We start from the raw sequence: 24117 nt of genomic DNA, 5'->3' as shown, positions 1-24117 counted from the left end.
TTTGATTCTGCAGGCCGTTTTTTTATGTGTTCTGAGCGCAAATTGCCGAATCGAGAATGCTTTGTGAAAATACTTAACTGTTGTGCAGAATTGATAAAGATAGTGAATTTATCTACTTTTTAAGATGTAATACGGCAACATATGTCGATTTCATGGTATTAAAGTGACTGCAATTTTGTTGAAAAACCAATGCGTCTAAGCATGAGCTGTTGCAGGGAGCAACAGTCGACTTTGGCGGCAATCGACAAAAAAGCTCCCCTAAAACCACAATATCGATCCAGCCATGAAAATCCTGAGAAAATTTCTGGTCGCGCTTGCCGTGACCTTTATCGCGAGCACTTGCTTCGCCCAGACTGCCGAAACCCAGGCGGAAATCAAGGCGGCGGCGGCCGAGGCAAAGAAGGTCTTGGTGGAGGGACCAAGCAAGATCGAACTCAGTGACCAGGCCACTTTCTCTCTGCCGCAAGGTTATGGCTTTGTGCCAACTGCCGCCGCCGCTCGCTATCTGCGTGCTGTCGGCAACGTTATCGATGACAAGTCGCTGGTCGGCGTCATTGTTCCCACGACTACAGGCGGCGACTGGTTTGCTACCGTCGAGTTCAAGAAAGAGGGTTACGTACGCGACGACGATGCCCGCGACTGGAAGGCCGACGACATGCTGCAGAGCTTGCGCGAAGGAACGGAGCAGGCAAATGCAAGCCGTAAGGAGCGTGGCATTCCCGAAATGGAAATAGGCGGCTGGGCGGAAGCGCCGACCTACGATTCAAGCACCCATCGTTTGCTCTGGTCCGTGATCGTACGCGACAAAGGCGCTGTGGCCAACGACGCGCAAACGGGCGTCAACTACCGCACCCTGGCGCTTGGCCGCGACGGTTATCTGACCTTGACCATGGTGACTGGCCTCTCGTCTCTGGCTGCGGACAAGCCGATTGCAAACAATCTGCTGGCGGCCATCGACTATCACCAGGGCAAGCGCTACGCAGATTTCACGGCATCGACCGACCACGTCGCCGAGTATGGCCTGGCGGCCCTGGTGGTCGGCGTTGCCGCCAAGAAGATCGGCCTGATAGCGGTGATCGCCGCGTTCGCTGCGAAATTCTTCAAAATCGGCTTGCTCGCTGTGCTTGCCTTCGGCGCTGCCATCAAGCGATTTTTCAAGCGCGAACCGAAACCTGCGCCGGCGCCGCTCAATCCGGTTGATGCTGAAGAGTCGCCATTTGCGCGGCCCCAGTTTCCTCAGGCTGCGCCTGACAGCAAGTCTGATCGTCCAGCCGACGCCACTGATCCGGCCAATCACGCCTGAAGGCGAAGGCCATGAGCAAACTGCTATTCCTGCTGCTGGGAGGCCTGAAACTCGGCAAGATCCTGACCACTTCCGGCACCATGCTGCTGTCGATCGCGGTCTACGCGATGTTCTACGGCTGGCGTTATGCGCTAGGCTTCGTGCTGCTGCTATTCGTGCATGAAGCAGGGCATTACCTGGCGGCACAGCGACGTGGCCTGGCGGTCGGTGCGCCGACCTTCATCCCGTTTGTCGGCGCCTGGATCCAGATGAAAGACATGCCGCACGATGCGGAAACGGAAGCCTATGTCGGCCTTGCCGGGCCATTGGTCGGTACGGCCGGCGCCCTGGTTTGCTATTTTGTCGCGCGCCAGTACGACAGCAACCTCTTGCTTGCCTTGTCGTATGCAGGCTTTTTCCTGAACCTGTTCAACATGATCCCGATGTCGCCGTTTGACGGCGGCCGCATCACCGCCGTGCTGTCCCCGCGCATATGGTTTGCCGGCGTTCCAGTGCTGATTGCCTTGTTCGCCTACCGGCCGACGCCTTTGCTGATCGTGGTCGTCATTCTCGCGTTGCCGCAACTCAAACGCGCCTGGAACTATGACGCCAGCCTCCCGGAAAACCAGCAGTACTACGGCATAGAGCCCTCGGTGAAGGCAACTTATACGTTCTATTACCTGGCTTTGCTGGCATTCCTGGTGCTGATGACACATGGCGTGCACGATATGCTGGCGCCGGTTCATAGCAGCTGGCTGTAGCCGTTTACTCCCACTTGGGCGGTCTGCCAGCCACGGCTGCGCCGGCATCCGACCGGCACGGATTGAGCTGAGCAATGGCTTGTCATTCTTGCGTCACATTGCGTCCTTACAATCAATAATGTCATATTGGTAATCGCCAACATTTTTTATTGCAACCTCGCTCACTCTTCCGACCGGACCATGACTTTCCCACTGCTCAACCGCGAACTCGGCGTACTTGCCTTCAATGAACGCGTCCTGGCGCAAGCCGAGGACCCTGCGGTGCCGCTGCTGGAACGGCTGCGTTTTGTCTGCATCACCAGCAGCAACCTGGACGAGTTTTCCGAGATCCGCATGTCGGGCCTGCAGGAGCAGATCCGGGTCGCGGTGGATGGCGTGACGCCGGACGGCATGTCGCTGCAGCATGCCTACAGCACCATCAGCGAACGTGCGCAAAAGCTGGTGGCGCGCCAGTACGCCTTGTTCAACGAGGTCTTGCTGCCGGCGCTGAACGCGGAAGGCATCGCGTTTTACCAGGAATCCGAATGGACCGATGAGCAGACCGCCTGGGCCCATGAATTTTTCAAGACCGAGCTGCTGCCGGTGCTGACGCCGATCGGCCTCGATCCTGCCCATCCGTTTCCGCGGGTGCTCAACAAGAGTTTGAATTTTGCCGTCAAGATGAGCGGCAAAGACGCGTTCGGGCGCGAAACCGAACTGGCCATCGTCCAGGCGCCGCGGGTGTTGCCGCGCCTGGTGCGGATGCCGGAACATCTGTCGCGCCACGCCTATGGCTTTGTGCTGCTGAGCAGCTTCATGCAGCGTTTCGTCGGCGAACTGTTTCCTGGCTTGTCGATTGGCGGCTGTTACCAGTTCCGCGTGACCCGCAACAGCGACCTCTTCGTCGACGAAGATGAAGTCACCGATCTGCGCCTGGCGCTGCAGGGCGAGCTGCCGACCCGCCAGCTCGGCAACGCGGTGCGCCTGGAAGTGGCGGACGGCACGCCGGCCTCGCTGGTGCAGCGTCTGCTGAACCAGAACGGCCTGGCGCCGGCCGATTGCTACCGGGTCAACGGCGCCGTCAACCTGGTGCGGCTGATGCCTTTGCCCGATCTGGTCGACCGCCCCGATCTGAAATTCACCCCACACTCGCCGGTGCTGCCGAAAGCCTTCGTCACCGGTGCTTCGATATTCGACATCATCGACCAGAACGATGTTTTGCTGCACCATCCCTACGAAAGCTTCCAGCCGGTGCTGGAGCTGCTGCAGCAGGCGGCCATCGATCCCGATGTGCTGGCCATCAAGCAGACCATTTACCGTACCGGCAACGACTCGCCGCTGATGAGCGCGCTGATGCAGGCCGCCAAGAACGGCAAGGAAGTCACGGTGGTGCTGGAGCTGATGGCGCGCTTCGACGAAGAAACCAATATCGGCTGGGCCGCCAAGCTGGAAGCGGTCGGCGCCCATGTGGTGTACGGCGTGTTCGGTTACAAGACGCATGCCAAGATGCTGCTGATCGTGCGCCGCAAGCGGCACGCCAAGCACACCAAGCTGAAACGCTATGTGCATCTGGGCACCGGCAACTATCATCCGCGCACTGCACGCTTGTACACCGACTTCGGCTTGATGACCAATGACGACAAGATCTGCGAAGACGTGCATAACGTGTTCCAGCAACTGACCGGCTTCGGCAAGCAGGTGCCGCTCAAGCGCCTGTGGCAATCACCGTTTACACTGCACGCCAACGTGCTGCTGGCGATCCAGAAGGAAGTCGATGCGGCCAAGGCCGGCAAGCAGGGTTATATCATCGCCAAGATGAATGCCTTGCTGGAGCCGACCGTGATCGAGGCTTTGTACCTGGCTTCCCAGGCAGGGGTCAAGATCCAGCTGCTGATCCGCGGTGTCTGCGCCTTGCAGCCCGGGGTGCCGGGTTTGTCGGAAAACATCAAGGTGCGCTCGGTCATCGGCCGTTTCCTGGAGCATCATCGGGTGTTCTATTTCTACGCTGATGGCGAGGAACACGTGATGCTGTCGAGTGCTGACTGGATGGATCGCAATCTGTTCCGCCGCATCGAAACGGCGTTCCCGATCCAGGACAGCAAGCTCAAGCGGCGCGTGATTGAAGAGAGCTTGCTGGTGCACCTGCAAGACAATGCGTCAGCCTGGGATATGGATAGCGAAGGCAGCTACCATCGCGCCAATCCGGGCGACGACACGCCGCTGGTGAGCCAGATCGACCTGTTGTCGCGCTTTTGATGCGGCAACGCTAGTTGGCTTTATGCGCCTGTCCGAGCTTGCGTTCCAGCCTGCTTTGCAGGCGCTCAAAGCAGATGCTCAGACACCAGTAAATCACTGCCGCCGCCAGGTAGAGCGGCAGCGGCCGGAAGGTCACGGCAATCACTTCCTTGGTGGCCAGCATCAGTTCAGTGACTGTGATGACTGACACCAGCGACGTATCCTTGATCAGGCTGATCAGGGTGTTGCTCATCGACGGCACGGCAATCCGGATCGCCTGCGGAATGATGATGTGGCGCAGGGTTTGCCAGTAATTCAGGCCGAGGCTGTAGCTGGCCGACCATTGCCCGGCATGCACGCCGAGAATCGCGCCGCGCAGGCTTTCCGACAGGTAGGCTCCGGCATTCAGGCTGAGCGCCAGGATGCCGGCGGTCAAAGGCGAGAAACTGATGCCGATGCTCGGCAGGCCGTAATAGATCACGAAGATTTGCACCAGCAGCGGCGTGCCGCGCATCAGGCTGACATACACGGTGGCTGGCCACTGCGCCCAGCGCGACGGCACGATGCGGGCGATCGCCAGCGGGAAGCCGAGCAGCAGGCCGCCCAGCATCGACGCTACTGCAAATATCAGGGTATAGCCGACGCCGCGGAACAAGGTGGGCGCTGCCTGCTCCAGCAAATCTAGTAATTCCATATTGTCGTTATTAAATCTAGATTCTCTTGCTTAAAAAAACATCCCCGCAGTGGGCGGGGATGTCTGGTTTAACGCAAGTGTAGCGCGAATCGGTTTATTGCGCTGATGGCGCTTTGCTAACATCGAAACCGAACCATTTGAACGAGACTTGCTTGAAACTGCCGTCTTTCAGGATATCGTCCAGCGCCTTGTTCAAAGCCGCTTCAAATTTCGGATTGCCTTTTTGAAAAGGAATGCCGATCTTGTCGACATCGCCGAAAGTGGCGCCGGCCTTCAATGGCAGGTTCGAGCTTTTCAGCAGATAGCCGACCAGCAGGCGGTCGTTCAAGGCGGCATCGATACGGCCGCTGGCGAGGTCGGCCAGGTATTCAGGCGAGCCGGGATAGGTTTTGACATCGATGCCCGGCACGGCCTTGGCTTTTTGCTCGAAGTTGGTGCCCTGGCCGAGCCCGAGCTTGTAGCCCTTCAGCGATTCCAGCGTCGGGAAGCTGCGCTTCTCGTCCTTGCGCACGATCAGCTGGGCGCTGGAGAGGGTGTAAGGCTGCGAAAAATCGAAGGCTTTCTGGCGCGCTTCGGTGATGCCGACCTGGTTCAGGATCACATCGTATTTGCCGGCGCCCAGGCCTGCCAGGATGCCGCTCCATTCGGTGGTCGTGAATTCCGGCTTGACGCCGAGCTTGGCTGCCAGCAACTTGGCGACGTCGACTTCAAAGCCGGTCAGTTCGCCGCTTTTCGGATCCTTGAAATTGAAAGGCGGGTAGTTGCCTTCCATCGCTACTTTCAAGGTGCCGCGCGCTTTGACGGTATCGAGCAGGTCTGCCGCAAAGGCGTTCAGCGTGACGCTGGTGATCAGGATTGCCGCGGCAATCTTGCTGAGTCGGGACAGTGTTGTGGCCATTTTTTATCCTTAGGTTGAGGGCACAGACAAGCACAAGGAGGTGTTGCTGGTGACGCCTATGTTAAGGGCTTTCCAGGTCAAACGTAAAATGAAGCTTTCTCCATTCTATATGCACTTATTGTCTTTGCATTTCAGTTTTTTTTCAGATAGCGAATATTGTCAATGAAGCAGCGGCTTGAGTCATCTGGGGGGCGGGAGTCATCTGGGGGCAGAGTCGACTTTTGCGGTGCTTTTTCGCGAAACTCGACTCTGCCCCCAGATGACGGAATCGGAGAAAGACAGAACGCGCTGCATGGTTTTGTTTTCCAGTGGCGTGGCATGTACTCCGTAGCCCGCTAAGTGGGGTCAGAGTGGAGTTTCTGCAAAAAGCGCGCAGAAAGTCCACTCTGACCCCAGTTAGCTACGTATATCTGGCGCGACGGAAAGCGGGCTACGGCCGTGCCGCGTTTTATGCATTTTTCTTGCACGCGGCGAGTTCGCTGGTCACTGCCGCGAATTGCTCATACAGTCCGGCCAGCTGCGGCCGCCACTGCTGCAAGGCTTGCGATTGTCGCACCACGGTCGCCAGGTCGCCGCGGGCGATGGGGCCGGTGAGGGCGGTGGCGGGGCCTAGCCGGAAGGCGTTGGCGGCGCTTTCCGATAATAGCGGCTCGATCAGCTTGAGTGCCAGCTCGGGTGCTATGCCGGCGGCGATATAGGCTTGCTGGGCGACATCGATCAGGGTGACCAGGTAGTTGGAGGCAAATACGGCCGCTGCGTGATACAGGGTCTTTTGCTCGCGCTCGATGGCGACCAGTTGCGCGCCGATAGCCTCGAAGGCCGGGCCGAGCACGGCCATGGCGTCGTCGTCGCCCTCGCTGCCGCACCAGGTGCCGGCAAAGCTGTCGGCTACTTGCTGCGGCGCAGCGAAGCTGCGGATTGGATGGATGCTGGCGACTGTCGCGCCGGCTGCGTTGGCGGAAGCCAGTGCGAGCGAGGACAGGGCGCCGCTGCAGTGAAACACGATGCTGCCCGCTTGCAGTTTGCCAGCAGCGGCGAGCGCATCGCAGCAGGCGGCGATCTGGTCGTCGCCGGCGGCAATCAGGAACACATCGGCAGGGCGCAGATCGTCAAATGACGATGCCGCGTTGCCCGCGCCGATGAAGTCGCATGCCTGCTGCGCGCTGGCAGCGGAGCGATTCAATATGTCGCGCAAGATAAAACCACGGCGATCATGGCCAAAACGATGCCATAACAGGCCGAGGCTGCGACCAAGCTTGCCGCAGCCGATGATGCTCAGCGTTTTGCGACGGCCGCCGGCGTCGTCCTGGTCCGGACCTAGTTGCCCAGTTGCTCCAGCGCTTCCTGCTGTTCCAGCCATTCCGCCTCCAGTTGCGTCAGTTCCTTGCTATAGAACGCCTGATCGGTCAACAGCGTCGCCAATTCCTTTTTCTTGTCTTTGTCGTAGATTTCCGGATCGGCCAGACGGGTATCGACCGCCGCCTTCTGGGCGCTGCGCTTGGCGATCTGTTCATCCAGGCGCTTGATGCGCGACTCGATAGGTTTTTTTTGCGCCGCGAGCTTTTGTCGTGCTTCCGCTTCCTGCCGCTTCTGTTCGCGGCGGTCGGCATTGTCGATCACCGGCGCTGCCGCCGGTGCCACCGCGCTGGCGATCTTGGCCTTGCTGCTGGCCTTGGGCAGTGCAGCGTCGGTGGCGCTGTTCTTGGCCGCCAGCTTGGTCTTGAACAGCCAGTCCTTGTAATCGTCGAGGTCGCCGTCGAACGGCGCTACCTTGCCATCGGCGACGATGATGAACTGGTCGGTGGTGGCGCGCAGCAGGTGGCGATCATGCGATACCAGCACCAGCGTGCCTTCGAATTGCGCCAGCGCCATGGTCAGCGCTTCGCGGGTTTCCAGGTCCAGATGGTTGGTCGGCTCATCCAGCAGCAGCAGGTTAGGGCGCTGCCAGACGATCAGGGCCAGCGCCAGGCGGGCTTTTTCGCCGCCGGAAAACGGCTTGATGGAACTGGTCACCATCGGGCCGTTGAAATTGAAGCTGCCGAGGAAGTTGCGCAGTTCCTGCTCGCGCGTGGTCGGCGCGATCTTGCCCATGTGCCACAGCGGCGATTCGTCGTGGCGCAGCATTTCCACCTGATGCTGGGCGAAGTAGCCGATCGACAAGCCTTTGCCGAACTGGGCTACGCCGTGCAATGGCTTGAGCTCTTCCGCAATGGTCTTGATGAAGGTCGATTTACCGGCGCCGTTGACACCCAGCAGGCCGATGCGCTGGCCGATCTGCAGCGAAAAATTGATGCCGGCGACGATTACCTTTTCAGTGACGTCATGGCTGGTTTCGCTTTCCGTGCGATAGCCGGCGCTAACGTCTTCCATCACCAGCAGCGGATTCGGCGCGCTCAGCGGCACCCGGAACTCGAACGAGAATTCGGCGGCGGCGCGCAGCGGCGCCAGTTCTTCCATCTTGGCCAGGGCTTTCATCCGGCTCTGTGCCTGGCGCGCCTTGCTGGCCTGGGCCTTGAAGCGGTTGATGAAGGATTCCAGGTGGGCGCGCTGGCGCATCTGCTTTTCCAGCGTGCCGGCGGCCAGTTCCAGCTGCGCCGAACGCTGGCGCTCGAACGAAGAATAATTGCCGGAATAGCGCTTCAGCTTGCGTTCGTCGATATGCACGATGACATTCACCACGCCGTCGAGGAAGTCGCGGTCATGGGAAATGATGATCAGGGTGCCGGGATAGCGCTTGAGCCAGTCTTCCAGCCAGATGATGGCGTCCAGGTCCAAGTGGTTGGTCGGCTCATCGAGCAGCAGCAGGTCGGACGGACACATCAGCGCCTGCGCCAGATTCAGGCGCATGCGCCAGCCGCCGGAGAAGCTGGCCACCGGCTGGTCCATCTGTGCCAGCGAGAAGCCGAGGCCGGTCAGCAGCTGTTCGGCGCGGGAGCGCACGGTATAGGCATCGGCGTCAGCCAGCGCGCTGTACAGCTCGCCGATCAGGATGCCGTTGGAGGTGCTTTCCGGTTCGCTTTCCAGGAACGCCAGCTCTTCTTCCAGGCGGCGCAGGGTGACGTCGCCATCGATCGCGTATTCGATCGCCGGGCGGTCCAGCGCCGGGGTTTCCTGGGCGACGTAGGCCATGCGCCATTTCGACGGGAAATCGATTTCGCCGAGGTCGGCATGCAGCTCCCCGCGCAGCAGTCCGAACAGGCTGGACTTGCCGGCGCCATTGGCGCCGATCAGGCCGATCTTGTCGCCCGGGTTGAGGGTGACGTCGACATTGTCGAGCAAAGGCTTGACGCCGCGCATCAGGGAAACTTGTTGAAAACGTATCATGTCTACTATCTACTTGCTAAATGAATGGCCATGCATGCGTCAGTGGCATGCAGGTCGTGATGGTCTGTCTGAATGGGCAAGAGCAGGCACCCTTGCCGCAATATTACGGCAGCTGGTCGGCGGTCAGCAGGAACACCATGTCGTCGCCGGCGCTGGTCGAGACCCAGGTCATTTCCAGGTCCGGGAAAGCCGCTTCGGCAAAGGCGCGCTCGTTGCCGATCTCGACCACCAGGATGCCGTTGGCGGTCAGGCGCTGCTTGGCGCCGGCCACGATCTGGCGCACCAGGTCCATGCCGTCGCTGCCGCCGGCCAGGGCGATCTGCGGTTCGCGCAGGTATTCCTGCGGCAGCTTGCCCATCGAACCGGAATTGACATACGGCGGGTTGGTGACGATCAGGTCGTACTTTTTCAGCGGCACGTTGCTGTAGAGATCGGATTCGATCAGCGTGATGCGGTCTTGCAGCTCATAGTCGTCGACATTGCGCCGCGCTACCGCCAGCGCATCCGCCGAGATATCGGCGGTGTCGACATGGGCTTCAGGGAAAGCATCGGCCAGCATGATCGGCAGGCAGCCGGAGCCGGTGCACAGTTCCAGGATGTTGCTGACCGCAGACGGCTCTTGCAGCCATGGCGAGAAATGGTCGGGGATCAGCTCGGCGATGAAGGAACGCGGCACGATCACGCGCTGGTCGACATAAAAACGGTAGTCGCCCAGCCATGCTTCATTGGTGATGTAGGCAGCCGGCAAGCGGTCGACGCTGCGTTTTTCGATGACTTGCAAGACGGCTTCGATCTCGTGCGGCAGCAGGCGTGCATCGAAGAATGGCTCGATCTTGTCCAGCGGCAGCTTCAGCGTATGCAGGATCAGGTAGGCCGCTTCATCCAGCGCATTGCTGCTGCCATGGCCGAAAAACAGGCCCGCAGTGTTGAAACGGGTCACTGCATAGCGCAGCAGATCACGGATGGTAGTAAAGGATTGTGGTGTCATGGTGCGGTTATTGTATATGCGGGACAAAGTCTGGCAGCCGCCGGCCAGCGGCAAACCACCTTGTCCCTGGCTGATTAAAGTAGAGCAATTGCGCAGCGGCGCAAAGTGTCAGGCGGATTCTATCGGAAATGCCGGGCCGGATGGGGCGCAGCCGGCCAATTAGCCCGTTATTGCCTTGATTTTCCTCGATTTTATCGGGATTTGATCGACATCCCATTATATCTGAGTGTGCGCAGGGCATTGCCGACATGCTCGGTGGCTTCTGTACGCAAGGCTCGCGGATCGCTGACGCGCTGGCCGTCCTTGTGCTTGAATTCGAGCATGTGTTGCTGCTCTTGCTGCAGGATATGCTCGATTAGTTGCTCTTGAGTATGATTGCCATCCAGCTTGGGCAGCAACAATTGTTCGACGATGTTCAGCGTCACCCGCTGGTGCCAGAGATTGGTGACGCCGGCGCCGGGAGCAAGCGCCAGATCCGCGCGGGCGGATGCCAGGGCGAGCGGTTTGTCGTCCAGGCTGGGGGCGGCCTCCAGCGCTTGCACGCGATACTCGACGGCGCCACGGATCACGAGCGCTTCCATCAAACCGACGATGACGCCGCTATCGTTGTCATGCCGCTGCTGCAGGCGCTGGCGGACCGCCTCGACCAGTTCCGGCAAGTGCAAGGTGGCGGGGAAGCGTTCGCCCAGTATCTGCAGGGCGAGTTTGCTGACCTGGCCGCGGATGACCAGCTGCTGGCCACCGAGCGTCATGGCTTGCTCGCTATCGTCCGGCGCGATCGCCGCCGTGCCGCTATCGACCGCGCATGCGTAATGCAGCTGCGCCAGCACGGCCGGGTCGAGCTGGTAGCGTATCTGCCCCTGCTGTTGCGCGTGCACCAGCAAGGTGTGGCGGAACTGGCGGTTGCGCAGGAAATCCATGTACTGTTCCAGCGCCACCTGGTCATTGCCGCATTCACGCAGCAAAGGTTCGGCGACCTGGCTGCCGAGATTGCCGACGAACATCGATTGTTGCTCGGAATCGGCCAGATAGCTCAGTTTGTGCCGGCGCGCGCGCGCCGCGAACTCGCTGAAATAGCAAGGCAGGTTGTACGGCTCCAGGTATTCGTGCAGCAGGTAATAGTCGTCGAACTGGCCGCTGAACGTGGCGCTGTGCTGTTCCAGAACCTGGTTCAGCACGCTGCCTTTGCTCGACATTTCATGCATGAAATTGAACATGCCGCGCGCATGCGCCAGCTTGTCGCTTGGATTGTCATGGTCCTTGCCGCGGAACAGCATCGCTTCCCGCACCACTTCCTTGAATTTCCAGCCGGGGTAAGTGTTGTAGCTGACCACGGCGACGCCGTCGGCCGCCAGGTTTTCCGCGCAGACGCGCAGGATATGCTCCTGCACCTGCGGCGGCACCCAACTGTAGACGCCATGGCAGACGATGTAGTCGAACTGTCCCAGCGCCGGGCTGATGTCGCCGATGCTCATGTGGTGCAGGCTGACATTCTGCAAGCCGAGGGCGGACAGCCGCTGCTGTCCGGCGTCGATCTGCACCTTGGACAGGTCGACGCCGACATAATGGCCGCCGGGATGCCGTTGCGCATGCGGAATCAGATTGCCGCCGGAAGCGCAGCCCAGCTCCAGCACACGCGCGTTCTCGGCGCGCGGCGGCTGCAGGCCGAACAGGGTGGCGACCGCCGCCAGATGTTCCGGCGCGGTGGCTTTGAAGGGATGCGAGGTATATGGCGTAGCGTCGTAGGCTTGTTCGACGATGTCCTTGCTGCTGCCAGCCATAAATACCTTTGCGTGAGGATGCGTGAGTGTGCTTTAGCCGGCTGCCGGCAGCAGGTTTTCCAGGGTGCGCCGGTAAATGTTTTTCAGCGGATCGATGAACTGGACTTCAACGTGTTCGTCGATCTTGTGGATGCTGGCGTTGGGCGGCCCGAACTCGATCACTTGCGGACAGATCTGCGCAATGAAGCGGCCGTCCGAGGTGCCGCCGGTAGTCGACAGTTCGGTGTTGATGCCGGTCTCTGTCTTGATGGCGGCGGCGATGGCGTCGCTCAGCGTACCGCGCGGCGTCAGGAACGGCCGGCCGCCGACAGTCCAGGCCAGCGTGTATTCCAGGCCGTGCTTGTCGAGGATGGCATGGACCCGCTGCTGCAGGCCGTCGACCGTGCTGGCGGTGGAAAAGCGGAAATTGAAATCGATCACGACTTCGCCGGGAATCACATTGGAAGCGCCGGTGCCGCCGTGGATGTTGGACATCTGCCAGGAAGTCGGCAGATAGTATTCATTGGCCTCGTCCCATTTTTCCGCCGCCAGTTCGGCCAGCGCCGGGGCCGCCAGGTGAATCGGATTCTTCGCCAGCTGCGGATAGGCGATGTGCCCCTGCACGCCTTTGACGGTGAGCTTGCCGGACATGGTGCCGCGGCGGCCGTTCTTGATCATGTCGCCCAGCGTCGAGCTGGAAGTCGGTTCGCCGACGATGCAGTAGTCGAGCTGCTCGCCGCGTGCCTTGAGCTTGTCGCACACCACCACGGTGCCATCGGTGGCCGGGCCTTCTTCATCGCTGGTGATGAGGAAAGCGATCGAGCCGGCGTGGTCCGGGCGGGCCTGGGTGAATTCTTCCACCGCCACCACCATCGCCGCGATCGAGGTTTTCATGTCGGCGGCGCCGCGGCCATACAGCTTGCCGTCGCGATGGCTGGGCAGGAAAGGATCGGATTGCCACTGCTCGCGCGGGCCGGTCGGCACTACGTCGGTATGGCCGGCAAACACCAGCAGCGGCCGCTCGTTGCCCTTGCGCGCCCACAGGTTGGTGACGTCGCCGGACTGGATGGTTTCGCAGGCGAAGCCGAGCGGCGCCAGCAGCTCGATCAGGAGCGCCTGGCAGCCTTTGTCCTGCGGCGTGACGGAGGAGAGAGCGATCAGTTGTTCGGCCAGTGCCAGGGTTTTGCTGTGCTTGTTCATGTGCGGCATTTCAATGATGTTGCGGTAAATTACTGGCTGAAGATTTCCTGGTACAACGCATCCGAAAAGCCGACATAAGCCTGCTTGCCGGTGTACAGCACAGGACGCTTGATGATGGATGGCAGTTCCAGCATCAGAGGCGTGGCGCTGATGCCGTCGGTGATGCCGTTGCGCCGTTGTTCCGGCAGGCCGCGCCAGGTGGTGCCCTTGCGGTTGACCAGCGTGTCCCACGGGATGTCCGCCAGCCAGGTAGCGATCAGTTCGGCGCTGACGCCGTCTTTCTTGAAATTGTGAAACGTGTAAGCGATTTCCTGGTCTTCCAGCCAGGTGCGGGCTTTCTTGACCGTGTCGCAGTTGGGAATGCCGTAAAGAGTAATTGCCATAGCAGTATCAGTTATAACCGTTCTATCTTAATCAGTTGGGGACAGAGTAATTCGCCACGCTTCGGTGGCTCTTAAACCCTACCCGGGCGGCTCTGTCCCGCAATTATTTACAAATCCAAGGTAAATTCGGTGAAGGTCGCACCTTCGACGCGTTCCGGTTCCGGCGCAATCGGCGTCAGGTTTTTCTTCGAGCTTGGCGTATGGTTGTTGATCAGCCAGTACAGATTGCTCGGTGAATCGGCGTGTTCGAGCGCTTCGTCCTGGGTGATGACGCCGTCTTCGATCAGCTGCATCAGTGCCTGCTCGAAAGTCTGCGAACCCGGCGCCAGGCTCTTTTCCATGGCTTCCTTGATCTGGCTGATGTTGTCTTCTTCGATCAGCTCCGAAACGTGGCGCGTGTTCAGCATGATTTCCACCGCCGGCGTACGTTCGCCGTCGACGGTCTTGACCAGGCGCTGGGAAACGATCGCGGCCAGGGTCGAAGCCAGGTCTTCCAGCAATGCCGGACGGTTTTCCATCGGATAGAAACTGATCACGCGGTTCAGCGCGCGGTAGGTATTGTTGGCGTGCAGCGTCGACACCACCAGATGGCCGGACTGGGCGTAGGCGAGGGCGGCCGACATGGTTGCCTTGTCGCGGATTTCGCCGATCAGGATGCAGTCGGGCGCCTGGCGCAAGGCGTTCTTCAGGGCGCCGTTGAGGTCGTTGGTGTCGCTGCCGATTTCGCGCTGGTTGACGATGGAACGGTGGTTCTGGAACAGGAATTCGATCGGGTCTTCCAGGGTCAGGATATGGCCGGCCTGGGTCTTGTTGCGATAGTCCAGCATCGAGGCGATGGTGGTCGACTTGCCGGAACCGGTGGAGCCGACAATCAGCAGCAGGCCGCGCTTGCGGCCGATCAGGTCGAGCAGCGCCGGCGGCAGGCGCAGTGTTTCGAATGCAGGAATATCGATCGGGATGTAACGGATCACCGCCGAAATGCTGCCGCGCTGGCGGAATGCCGAGAAGCGGAAACTGCCGACGCCGGCGATCGGCACGCCGAGATTGAGTTCGTTGTTGCGCTCCAGCTCTTGCAGCCGTTCGGCAGGCAGCACTTCTTTCAGCAGCAGCAGAATGGTGTTGTCATCCATGTTCTGCTGGTTGACGGGCACCATCTGGCCCTTGATCTTGAGATGAATCGGCGAGCCCGGCGCCAGGAACATGTCCGACGCTTCCTTCTCCCGCATCAAACGAAACAAGCGGTCCATTGCCATCAAAAACTCCTCAGTCTGCCCTGCGCGATGCGCCAGGGGAGTACACATTATTATTATATGAAGTCCAGGCAGGCTTGCGCATCTTCTCCATGCCGCAAGCCTGGCAAGGCTTGAATCAGGCTTCGCGCAGCAGTTCGTTGATGCCGGTCTTGGCGCGGGTCTTGGCGTCGACGCGCTTGACGATCACTGCGCAATACAAGCTGTACTTGCCGTCGGCCGAAGGCAGGCTGCCGGAGACCACGACCGAACCCGACGGGATGCGGCCGTAAGTGACTTCGCCGGTGGCGCGGTCATAGATCTTGGTCGACTGGCCGATGTAGACGCCCATCGAGATCACCGAGTTTTCTTCCACGATCACGCCTTCGACGATTTCCGAACGGGCGCCGATGAAGCAGTTGTCTTCGATGATGGTCGGGTTGGCTTGCATCGGTTCCAGCACGCCGCCGATGCCGACGCCGCCGGACAGGTGGACGTTCTTGCCGATCTGCGCGCAGGAGCCGACGGTGGCCCAGGTGTCGACCATGGTGCCTTCATCGACGTAAGCGCCGATGTTGACATAGGAAGGCATCAGCACCACGTTCTTGCCGATGAAGCTGCCATGGCGCGCCACTGCCGGCGGCACCACGCGGAAGCCGCCCTTGGCGAAATCTTCTGCGGTGTAGTTGGCGAACTTGGTAGGCACCTTGTCGTAGAACTGCATGTTCTCGCCAGCCGGCATCGGCAGGTTGTCTTCCAGGCGGAACGACAGCAGCACGGCTTTCTTGATCCATTGGTTGACGACCCAGCTGCCGTCGATTTTCTCGGCCACGCGCAGGCTGCCCTGGTTCAGTTCGGCGATCACCTTGGCGACTGCTTCGCGGACGTCGGCGGGCGCGGTCTTCGGGGAAAATTCGGTGCGCTGTTCCCAGGCTTGGTCGATAAATGCTTGCAGAGATTGAGTCATGATAGGTCGCTGATAAAAAAGGTTAAAAACATGGATTTGACCATGACGACGGTCAAACTACATCGTCACGGTGCAATACGTAAGATCAGGCCGTTGCAGAAGGAGGCAGTTGCGCGTCCGCCTGCCGGCCGATGCCAAGGCTAAAGGCTCTGGCAGAATGCGGCGATGCGTTGCGCCGCTTCCAGGCATTCATCGACTTCCGCCACTAGCGCCATGCGGATCCGCTGCCGGCCCGGATTGCTGCCATGGGCGTCGCGCGCCAGATAGCTGCCGGGCAATACGGTTACATTATATTCGGCATACAGCCGCTTGGCGAAGTCGGTATCGGAGATGTTTGCCAGCTTGTCTACTTTTGCCCATAGATAAAAGCCGGCGTCGGGCAAGGCGACATCCAGCACCGTTTGCAGCACAGGGGTGACCTGTTGGAATTTTGCCATGTATTTGGCGCGGTTTTCGACGACGTGGGTTTCGTCGTTCCAGGCGGCGACCGAAGCCGCTTGCACTGGCGGGCTCATGGCGCCGCCGTGATAGGTACGATACAGCAGAAATTTCTTCAGGATGGCGGCATCGCCGGCGACAAAGCCGGAGCGCATGCCAGGCACATTCGAACGCTTCGACAGGCTGGAGAAGGCAATCAGGCGCGGGTAGCCTGTGCGGCCCAGGATATTGGCGGCTTGCAGGCCGCCCAGCGGCGCTTCCGGCTTGAAATAGATCTCGGAATAGCATTCGTCGGCGGCGATCACGAAGCCGTGGCGGTCCGACAGCGCAAACAATTCTTGCCAGTCTTCCAGCGACAGCACGGCGCCGGTCGGATTGCCGGGCGAGCACAGGTAGAGCAGCTTGACGCGCGGCCAGACGTCGTCCGGCACGCTGCGGTAATCCGGCGCGAAATTGCGGGCCGGATCGGAGTTGACGAAATACGGCTGCGCCCCGGACAGATAGGCGGCGCCCTCATAGATCTGATAGAACGGATTCGGGCACATCACCAGCGCATCCCGTTGCGACGGATCGACCACGGTCTGCGCCAGTGCAAACAGCGCTTCGCGCGAACCGTTGACCGGCAGGATCTGGGTCGCCGCATCCAGCGCCGGCAAGCCGTAGCGGCGTTCCAGCCAGCCGGCGATCGCCGCCCGCAAGGGTTCGGCGCCGATGGTGCTCGGATAGCTGGCCAGGCCGTTCAGATTGTCGCTCAAGGCCTGCTGGATGAAGGCTGGCGTCGGATGCTTCGGTTCGCCGATGCCGAGGCTGATCGCTTTGTACGCGGGATTGGGCGTGACGCCGGCAAACAGCGCGCGCAGTTTTTCAAACGGATAGGGTTGCAGCCGGTCTAGTAATGGATTCACGTGGTTGATGACGGACGAATAACAAAGATGGAATGAGGAAAAACAGCGACGAATATGCTGTTTGCATTATATACAGAAGTGACCTGTCTGATGGCCGCCATTGCAGGTCCTGGAGACTGGCGAAGACAGATTTAGCGCTATTTTTTTGCTTTTCATTGTCTTCTTGAAATTTTTCATGAGCATGCCCCGGGTTAAAAATCTATCCTTTTATGTCCGTGCATTGCTGTGCCCGGATGGAAAGCAACTGAAGTAACAATCGCATTTCCCGATATTCACAGCCATTCAGATCGCATATATGATGGGGCGGAATGTTATGATGTCGGCCTCCTGCGGGGTTTTTCCCGTTTTTAGTATGACGGCAGCTTTTTCGCCGACTTTGATAAGAACAGTCGATAACGTGCGTCTAACTTCCATTAAATTATCGGGATTCAAGTCTTTCGTCGATCCCACCAATTTCCAGGTCCCCGGCCAGCTGGTCGGCGTGGTGGGGCCGAATGGCTGCGGCAAGTCGAATATCATCGATGCGGTGCGCTGGGTCTTGGGCGAATCCAAGGCTTCCGAGCTGCGCGGCGAATCGATGCAGGACGTTATTTTCAACGGTTCTTCGCACCGCAAACCGGCTGGCCGTTCATCGGTGGAACTGGTGTTCGACAATGGCCTCGGCAAAGCCGCCGGCCAGTGGAGCCAGTACGCCGAAATCGCCGTCAAGCGCACTTTGACGCGCGACGGCACGTCGACTTATTACATCAACAACCAGGCCGTACGGCGCCGCGATATCCAGGATATCTTCATGGGCACCGGCCTTGGTCCGCGCGCTTACGCGATCATCGGCCAGGGCATGATTTCGCGCATCATCGAAGCGCGCCCCGAAGAACTGCGGGTTTTCCTGGAGGAGGCTGCCGGCGTTTCCAAGTACAAGGAACGGCGCCGCGAAACCGAGAATCGCCTCAACGATACTCGTGAAAACCTGGTGCGTGTGGAAGACATCCTGCGCGAGCTGAACGCCAATCTGGCGAAATTGCAGGCGCAGGCCGCAGTTGCGCAGAAGTTCCATGAGCTGCAGGGCGACCAGGAAGAAAAGCAAAAATTGCTGTGGCTGTTGCGCAAGAATGAAGCCAAGGGCGAGCAGGAGAAATTCTTCCGCGAGATTGAAAAAGCGCAAACCGACCTGGAAGAACAGACCGCCAAGCTGCGCCATGTGGAAACCGAGCTGGAGCACATGCGCCAGGCGCATTACGCTGCCGGCGACCGCATGCACCAGGCGCAGGGCCATCTGTACCAGACCAATTCCGAGATCGGCAGCCTGGAAGCGCAGATCAAGTTCGTGATCGAATCGCGCAACCGCCTGCAGTCGCAGCTCAATTCATTGACCGCGCAGCGCGACCAGTGGCAGCGCCAGGGCACGCAATTCCAGGACGATCTGGTGGAAGCCGAGATGCACCTGGAAGAGCTGGCTGCGCGGGTCGAGCAATCGCAGGTAGCGTCGCAGCAGCATAACGACCAGCTGCCGGCGCTGGAGCAGAGCTGGCGCGAAGCGCAGCTGAAGAGCACGGAGTCGCGCGGCAAGATCATGCAGATCCAGCAGCAGATCGAGCTGGAATCGACCCACCAGCGCAATGCGTCGAACATCCTCAATGGACTGAGCAGCCGGCGCGAACGCCTGGCGCAGGAAAAGAATGGCTTGAACCTGCCGGACAATGCGCACCTGACCAATCTGCGCATGCAGCTGGAAGAAAAGCAGGCCGGCCTGGAAGAAACCGGCATGCAGCTGGAAGAGTTGCAGGAACAGCAGCCGCGGCTGGAAGAAGAGCGGCGCGATGCGCAGCAGCAGGTGAATACCGAAAGCGCCAACAATGCGCAGCTGGAAGCGCGCCTGACGGCGCTCAAGCAGCTGCAGGAAAGCGTGCAGACCGAAGGCAAGGTGCAGCCTTGGCTGCAAAAGCATGAGCTGGCGGAATTGCCGCGCCTGTGGCAGAAGCTGCATATCGACGGCGGCTGGGAAACGGCGCTGGAATCGGTCTTGCGCGAACGCACCTCGGCCTTGGAAATGTCCAACCTGGATTGGGCCAAGGCCTTCTTCAACGATGCGCCGCCGGCCAAGCTGGCCTTGTTTTCGCCGAACGGCGTGGCATCTGCCGCGCCGGCCGATGCGCCCGCCGGCTTGAAGCCCTTCATCAATCTGCTGCAGCTGAACGATCCGGGCTTGCGCGTGCTGATGCAAGACTGGCTGCACAATTTCTACGCTGCCGACGACACGGTAACCGCCTTTGCTGAACGCAGCAAGCTGCCGCTGGGCGCCAGCTTCGTCACGCGCCAGGGCCATGTGATCAGCAAGAGCGGCGTGCGCTTCTATGCTTCCGATTCGGAGCAGGACGGCATGCTGGCGCGCCAGCAGGAAATCGAAAACATCACCAAGCAGTTGCGCGCCCAGCAGATGCTGGCCGACGAAGCGCGTTCGCGTTCGGTGCGGGCGGAGGCGGCATTGTCGCAAGCCACCCAGCGTCTGCAGGAAATGCGCTTGCGCCACGCCAGCCTGACCCAGGCGGTGCATGGCTTGCAGATCGATGTCATGAAGCTCTCCGAATTGCAGGAGCGTTTCAACCAGCGCAGTTCGCAGATCGCTTCCGACCTGGCGGAAATCGCCGCCCAGGAAAGCGAGCAGCAGCAAGTCAAGATGGAATCGGAAGCCAAGTTCGAGCAGCTCGACATGGAGCTGGCCGAGCTGCAGGAGAAGCACGAAGACGGCCAGACCGACTATCTGGGCAAGGAACAGCAACTGAACGAAGCCCGCCAGCGCTTGCGCGAAATGGAGCGGGCGGCGCAGGAAGCGGAGTTTGCCGAGAAATCCCATCGCAACAAGATCGAAGAGCTCAAGCGCAGCATCGCCACCGCGCTGGAGCAGGCGGCGCAGCTGTTCGCCAATATGCAGCAAGGCCATCTGGAGCTGGAAAGCCTGGACGACCAGGCTGCCCAGGCCGGTCTGCAAGACTTGCTGGACAAGCGCAGCGAACAGGAACGGGCGCTGGCCGATACCCGCCACGAGCTGGACCAGGTGTCGCAAAACCTGCGCCAGCACGAGGAAAGCCGCTTGCAAGCCGAGCGTAGCCTGCAGCCGCAGCGCGAACGCATCATGGAATTGCAGTTGAAGGAACAGGCGGCGCGCCTGAACCAGGAACAATACGTGCAGCAGCTGCTCGAAGCGCAAGCGGACGAAGCGGCGCTGAGCGAAAAACTGACCGCCGACATGCGGCCATCGTATCTGCAAGGCGAAGTCACGCGCCTGACCAATGCGATCGCCGGCCTGGGCGCGGTCAACCTGGCAGCGCTGGACGAGCTGGCGCAGGCCTCCGAGCGCAAGAATTTCCTGGATGCGCAAAATGCCGACCTGACCGAAGCCATCAACACGCTGCAGGATGCGATCCACAAGATCGACAAGGAAACCCGCGACCTGCTGCAGGATACCTTCGACAAGGTCAATCATCACTTTGCCGAACTGTTCCCGATCCTGTTCGGCGGCGGCCAGGCCAAGCTGATCATGACCGGCGACGAAATCCTCGATTCCGGCGTGCAGGTGATGGCGCAGCCGCCGGGCAAGAAGAATGCGACGATTCATTTGCTGTCGGGCGGCGAAAAGGCGCTGACGGCGACGGCGCTGGTGTTCTCGATGTTCCAGCTGAATCCGGCGCCGTTCTGCCTGCTGGACGAGGTCGATGCGCCGCTGGACGACGCCAACACCGAACGTTTCTGCAATATGGTGAAGCGTATGTCCGCTAACACACAGTTCCTCTTCATTTCGCATAATAAGATTGCGATGGAGATGGCGCAGCAGCTGATCGGTGTGACCATGCAGGAGCAGGGCGTGTCGCGGATCGTGGCGGTGGACATGGAAGCGGCCAGAAGTTTTGCCAGCGATGCCGTAGCTGCTTAAGCGTCGATGCAATGGCGCGGCTTGGCCTGCTTGACAACTTTTTGCAGCGACACTAAGCTGATTTAAGTGTCGCGATGCAATATATTGTAAAAATATGTCTCAATAATTTTATCTTGAGCCCATATGCAGTAATACTAGTAGCGTTTTCATAAGAACAGCTCTAATCAATGACCAGACCACGATTTCAATCGCAGATTTATATTTCAAGCGCGTATGCCGGTGACATGGCAGTGTTCGCTATTAAGGCATCAGCAGAATGACAGATTTACAGACCAGCCTGTTCATCATCGGAGGCGCGTTTCTTGTTGGCGTCATTTCCTACAATAAATGGCAGGAATACAAGGCCAAGAAAAGCGTCGAACGGGCATTTTCCGGATCGCATGACGATGTCTTGATGACGCCGAAGGATGGCGGCGAGGCGCCGGTGCGCCACGAGCCGAAACTGTTCGAGAGCGAACTCGACAGCGAACTCGACGGCAGGGGCGACGCCAGGCAGGCAGCCGCGGCGCACGACGATATCGAGCAAAGCGCAGAACAGGGCGCGCTGGAGCCGCAGTTCGGCGCTCCGGTGGCAGGGGCCCCGGCGCCTGCGCCAGCGGCACGCCGCGATCTGCCGGTCGATGAACTGATCGATTGCGCCATCCCGCTGGCGCTGGAAGCGCCGGTGCGCGGCGACAAGATCTTGCCGGCCCTGCAAAGCCTGCGCCATGTCGGCAACAAGCCTATCCATTTCATCGGCGAGGATGCCAACGGCGACTGGGAGCCGGTGGCGCACGGCGGCGTCTACAGCACTTTGCTGGCAGGCGTGCAGCTGGCCAACCGCACCAATCCCCTGAATGAGATCGAATATTCGGAACTGGTCAGCCGCTTGCGCCAGATCGCCGACGACCTCGGCGCCGAGCCGGACTTGCCGGACATGATGGAAGTGATGCACACCGCGCGTTCGCTGCACCAGTTCGTGATCGAACACGATGCGCAACTGGGCGTGAATATCCAGTCGAACGGCGCACCGTGGGCCATCAGCACCTTGCAGGCAGCCCTGACGCGGCAAGGCTTCGACGCCCGGCCGGAAGGCCGCATGGTGATGTCGGACGGCGAGGGCGGCTTGCTGTTCTCCTTGTCCACCAACGCCAGCGCGGTGGCCGAAACCACCAGCCGCCTGACCCTGCTGCTGGATGTGCCGCGCGTCGCTCCCGACCGTGACGGCTACGGCGCCATGGTGGCTTGCGGCCGTTCGCTGGCCGCACGCCTTGGCGGCGTGCTGGTCGACGACAGCAACCAGCCCCTGGCCGATGTTCAGCTGGCCGAAATCGCCGGCCAGGTCGACGCCTTCTACCGTGAAATGGATGCCGCTGAAATCCCAGCGGGCTCAGTGCGAGCCCTGCGTTTGTTTAGCTGATTGCGGGACAGAGTTTAAGAGTCGCCGTAGCGCGACGAATTACTCTGTCCTCAACTGACTAAAGTAGGAGTTCCAAACAACGTAAGGATTTTGCAATACCATGTCAGTGCTTTCACGAATTTCTGCAGATTGGCGTTCGCGCGCCGCCTGGCTCGCTGCCGAGCTGAATCGTCATAATCACTCTTATTACGTACTCGACAATCCGTCGATTCCCGACGCCGAATACGACCAGCTGTTTCGCGAGTTGCAGGCGCTGGAGCAGGCCCATCCCGAACTGAATACGCCGGATTCGCCAACCCAGCGGGTCGGCGCCGCGCCTTTGCCGCAGTTCGAGCAGGTCAGGCATTCGATTCCCATGCTATCGCTGGGCAACGGCTTTGAAGACAACGACATCGTCGAATTTGACCGCCGCGTCCGCGATGGCCTCGACACCCAGGTCGACAGCGAGATCGAATACGCCGCCGAACTGAAGTTTGACGGCCTCGCCATCAACCTGCGCTACGAGGACGGCGTGCTGGTGCAGGCGGCCACGCGCGGCGACGGCACTACCGGTGAAAACGTCACCAGCAATATCCGCACCGTGCGCGCGATTCCCCTGCGCCTGCATACCGATAACCCGCCGAAGGTGCTGGATGTGCGCGGTGAAGTGCTGATGTTCAAGGAAGACTTCGCCAAGCTCAATGCCCGCCAGCGCGAAGCCGACATGAAGGAATTCGCCAATCCGCGCAATGCCGCCGCCGGCAGCTTGCGCCAGCTGGATTCGCGCATCACGGCGCAGCGCACCTTGCGCTTTTTTGCCTACGGCATAGGAACGCTGGAGGGGGCGGCCATGCCGGCTTCGCACTCGGCATTGCTGGACTGGTATAGCGAACTCGGACTACCGGTGTGCAAGGAGCGCAGCGTGGTCAAGGGCGCTGCCGGCCTGCTGGATTTTTTCCGCGGCATCGGCAGCAAGCGCCCGCAACTGCCGTATGAAATCGATGGCGTGGTGTACAAGGTTAACCGCCTGCTGCAGCAGCAGACCCTGGGTTTCGTCTCGCGCGCGCCGCGGTTTGCGCTGGCGCATAAATTCCCGGCGGAAGAGGCCACCACCCAGGTGCTCGGCATCGAAGTGCAGATCGGCCGCACCGGCGCCGTGACGCCGGTGGCGCGGCTGGCGCCGGTGTTTGTCGGCGGCGTCACGGTCACCAATGCCACCTTGCATAATGAAGACGAGGTGCGGCGCAAGGATATCCAGATCGGCGATACCGTGATCGTGCGCCGCGCCGGCGATGTGATTCCCGAAGTGGTGGCCTTTGTGGCCGACTTGCGGCCAGCCGATGCGCAGGCGTTCGTCATGCCGACCGCGTGTCCGATTTGCGGCTCGGCCATCGTCAAGCTGGAAGACGAAGCGATCGCCCGCTGTTCCGGCGGCTGGGTCAAGTGTGCGGCGCAGCGCAAGGGCGGCCTGCAGCATTTTGCATCGCGCCGGGCGATGGATATCGAAGGCCTGGGCGACCAGTTGATCGAGCAGATGGTTGACCGCAACGTCATCACCACAGCGGCCGACTTGTACAAGCTGGGTTTGCTGAAACTGGCGGAGCTGGACCGGATGGCCGACAAGTCGGCGCAAAATGTCTTGTCCGCATTGGAAAAATCGAAATCGACCACCCTTGGGCGTTTCATTTATGCACTTGGCATCCGCCACGTCGGCGAGGCCACGGCGAAAGAACTGGCGACGCATTTCGGCGGCATCGACGGCGTCATG

General features: G+C 60.2%; 17 protein-coding genes. 6 read left to right on the top strand and 11 right to left on the bottom strand.

Going from position 1 to position 24117, the window contains the following annotated elements:
* Positions 1–292: 292 nt before the first annotated feature.
* The 3 genes from VNZ65_RS18765 (at position 293) to ppk1 (ending at position 4278) form a co-directional block, all read left to right on the top strand.
* The gene (locus VNZ65_RS18765; RefSeq protein ID WP_414649177.1) at positions 293–1303 is read left to right on the top strand and encodes a DUF2167 domain-containing protein; all 1011 of its coding nucleotides are present in this window, start codon (positions 293–295) and stop codon (positions 1301–1303) included.
* Between the two features lie 11 nt (positions 1304–1314).
* Complete coding sequence (locus VNZ65_RS18760) at positions 1315–2043, top strand: site-2 protease family protein (RefSeq protein WP_325671699.1); 729 nt, start codon at positions 1315–1317, stop codon at positions 2041–2043.
* 180 nt (positions 2044–2223) lie between these two features.
* Positions 2224–4278: a polyphosphate kinase 1 gene (gene ppk1, locus VNZ65_RS18755; RefSeq protein ID WP_325671697.1), complete on the top strand. Its 2055-nt coding sequence runs from the start codon at positions 2224–2226 to the stop codon at positions 4276–4278.
* 10 nt (positions 4279–4288) lie between these two features.
* Here the strand turns inward: ppk1 and VNZ65_RS18750 are convergent, their stop codons facing one another.
* The 11 genes from VNZ65_RS18750 to dapC all read right to left on the bottom strand — a co-directional run bounded on the left by VNZ65_RS18750 (position 4289) and on the right by dapC (position 17043).
* Positions 4289–4951, bottom strand: a complete 663-nt coding sequence (locus VNZ65_RS18750) for an amino acid ABC transporter permease (RefSeq protein ID WP_325671695.1) — start codon at positions 4949–4951, stop codon at positions 4289–4291.
* Between the two features lie 94 nt (positions 4952–5045).
* Positions 5046–5849 (bottom strand): cystine ABC transporter substrate-binding protein, encoded by an 804-nt coding sequence (locus VNZ65_RS18745; RefSeq protein ID WP_325671693.1) that lies wholly within the window; start codon positions 5847–5849, stop codon positions 5046–5048.
* Between the two features lie 448 nt (positions 5850–6297).
* On the bottom strand, positions 6298–7209 hold the full coding sequence (locus VNZ65_RS18740) for a DUF2520 domain-containing protein (RefSeq protein WP_325671691.1): 912 nt from the start codon (positions 7207–7209) through the stop codon (positions 6298–6300).
* Positions 7167–9173, bottom strand: coding sequence for an ATP-binding cassette domain-containing protein (locus VNZ65_RS18735; protein WP_325671689.1), 2007 nt, complete (start codon positions 9171–9173; stop codon positions 7167–7169). Before VNZ65_RS18735 ends, VNZ65_RS18740 begins: the two co-directional genes overlap by 43 nt.
* A gap of 103 nt (positions 9174–9276) precedes the next feature.
* A complete protein-coding gene (gene prmB / locus VNZ65_RS18730) occupies positions 9277–10161 on the bottom strand; it encodes a 50S ribosomal protein L3 N(5)-glutamine methyltransferase (protein WP_325671687.1) in 885 nt (294 codons plus the stop codon).
* 191 nt (positions 10162–10352) lie between these two features.
* A complete protein-coding gene (locus VNZ65_RS18725; protein WP_325671686.1) occupies positions 10353–11942 on the bottom strand; it encodes a methyltransferase regulatory domain-containing protein in 1590 nt (529 codons plus the stop codon).
* 33 nt (positions 11943–11975) lie between these two features.
* Entirely contained in the window at positions 11976–13121 is a 1146-nt protein-coding gene (dapE, locus tag VNZ65_RS18720; protein WP_325671685.1) for a succinyl-diaminopimelate desuccinylase, read from the bottom strand.
* Positions 13122–13150: 29 nt separating this feature from the next.
* The gene (locus tag VNZ65_RS18715) at positions 13151–13504 is read right to left on the bottom strand and encodes an ArsC family reductase (RefSeq protein WP_325671683.1); all 354 of its coding nucleotides are present in this window, start codon (positions 13502–13504) and stop codon (positions 13151–13153) included.
* A gap of 107 nt (positions 13505–13611) precedes the next feature.
* Positions 13612–14757, bottom strand: a complete 1146-nt coding sequence (locus VNZ65_RS18710) for a PilT/PilU family type 4a pilus ATPase (RefSeq protein WP_325671681.1) — start codon at positions 14755–14757, stop codon at positions 13612–13614.
* Positions 14758–14872: 115 nt separating this feature from the next.
* Entirely contained in the window at positions 14873–15700 is an 828-nt protein-coding gene (dapD, locus tag VNZ65_RS18705; RefSeq protein ID WP_325671679.1) for a 2,3,4,5-tetrahydropyridine-2,6-dicarboxylate N-succinyltransferase, read from the bottom strand.
* A 140-nt stretch (positions 15701–15840) separates the two neighbouring features.
* The gene (gene dapC / locus VNZ65_RS18700; RefSeq protein WP_325671678.1) at positions 15841–17043 is read right to left on the bottom strand and encodes a succinyldiaminopimelate transaminase; all 1203 of its coding nucleotides are present in this window, start codon (positions 17041–17043) and stop codon (positions 15841–15843) included.
* Between the two features lie 397 nt (positions 17044–17440).
* Here dapC and smc point away from each other — a divergent pair, with 397 nt between their 5' ends.
* The 3 genes from smc to ligA form a co-directional block, all read left to right on the top strand.
* Positions 17441–20971 carry a chromosome segregation protein SMC gene (gene smc, locus VNZ65_RS18695; protein WP_325671676.1) on the top strand — a complete coding sequence of 1177 codons (3531 nt, stop codon included), beginning with the start codon at positions 17441–17443 and terminating at the stop codon, positions 20969–20971.
* Positions 20972–21227: 256 nt separating this feature from the next.
* Positions 21228–22370 carry a cell division protein ZipA C-terminal FtsZ-binding domain-containing protein gene (locus VNZ65_RS18690; RefSeq protein WP_325671674.1) on the top strand — a complete coding sequence of 381 codons (1143 nt, stop codon included), beginning with the start codon at positions 21228–21230 and terminating at the stop codon, positions 22368–22370.
* A gap of 100 nt (positions 22371–22470) precedes the next feature.
* On the top strand, positions 22471–24117 hold a 1647-nt coding region (gene ligA / locus VNZ65_RS18685), incomplete at its 3' end, for an NAD-dependent DNA ligase LigA (RefSeq protein ID WP_325671672.1).

The organism is Collimonas sp. (assembly GCF_035566555.1).
Classification (GTDB): Bacteria; Pseudomonadota; Gammaproteobacteria; order Burkholderiales; family Burkholderiaceae_D; genus Collimonas.
Note: the sequence above shows the minus strand (reverse complement) of the source record. Positions and strands in the feature narration are given on the sequence as shown.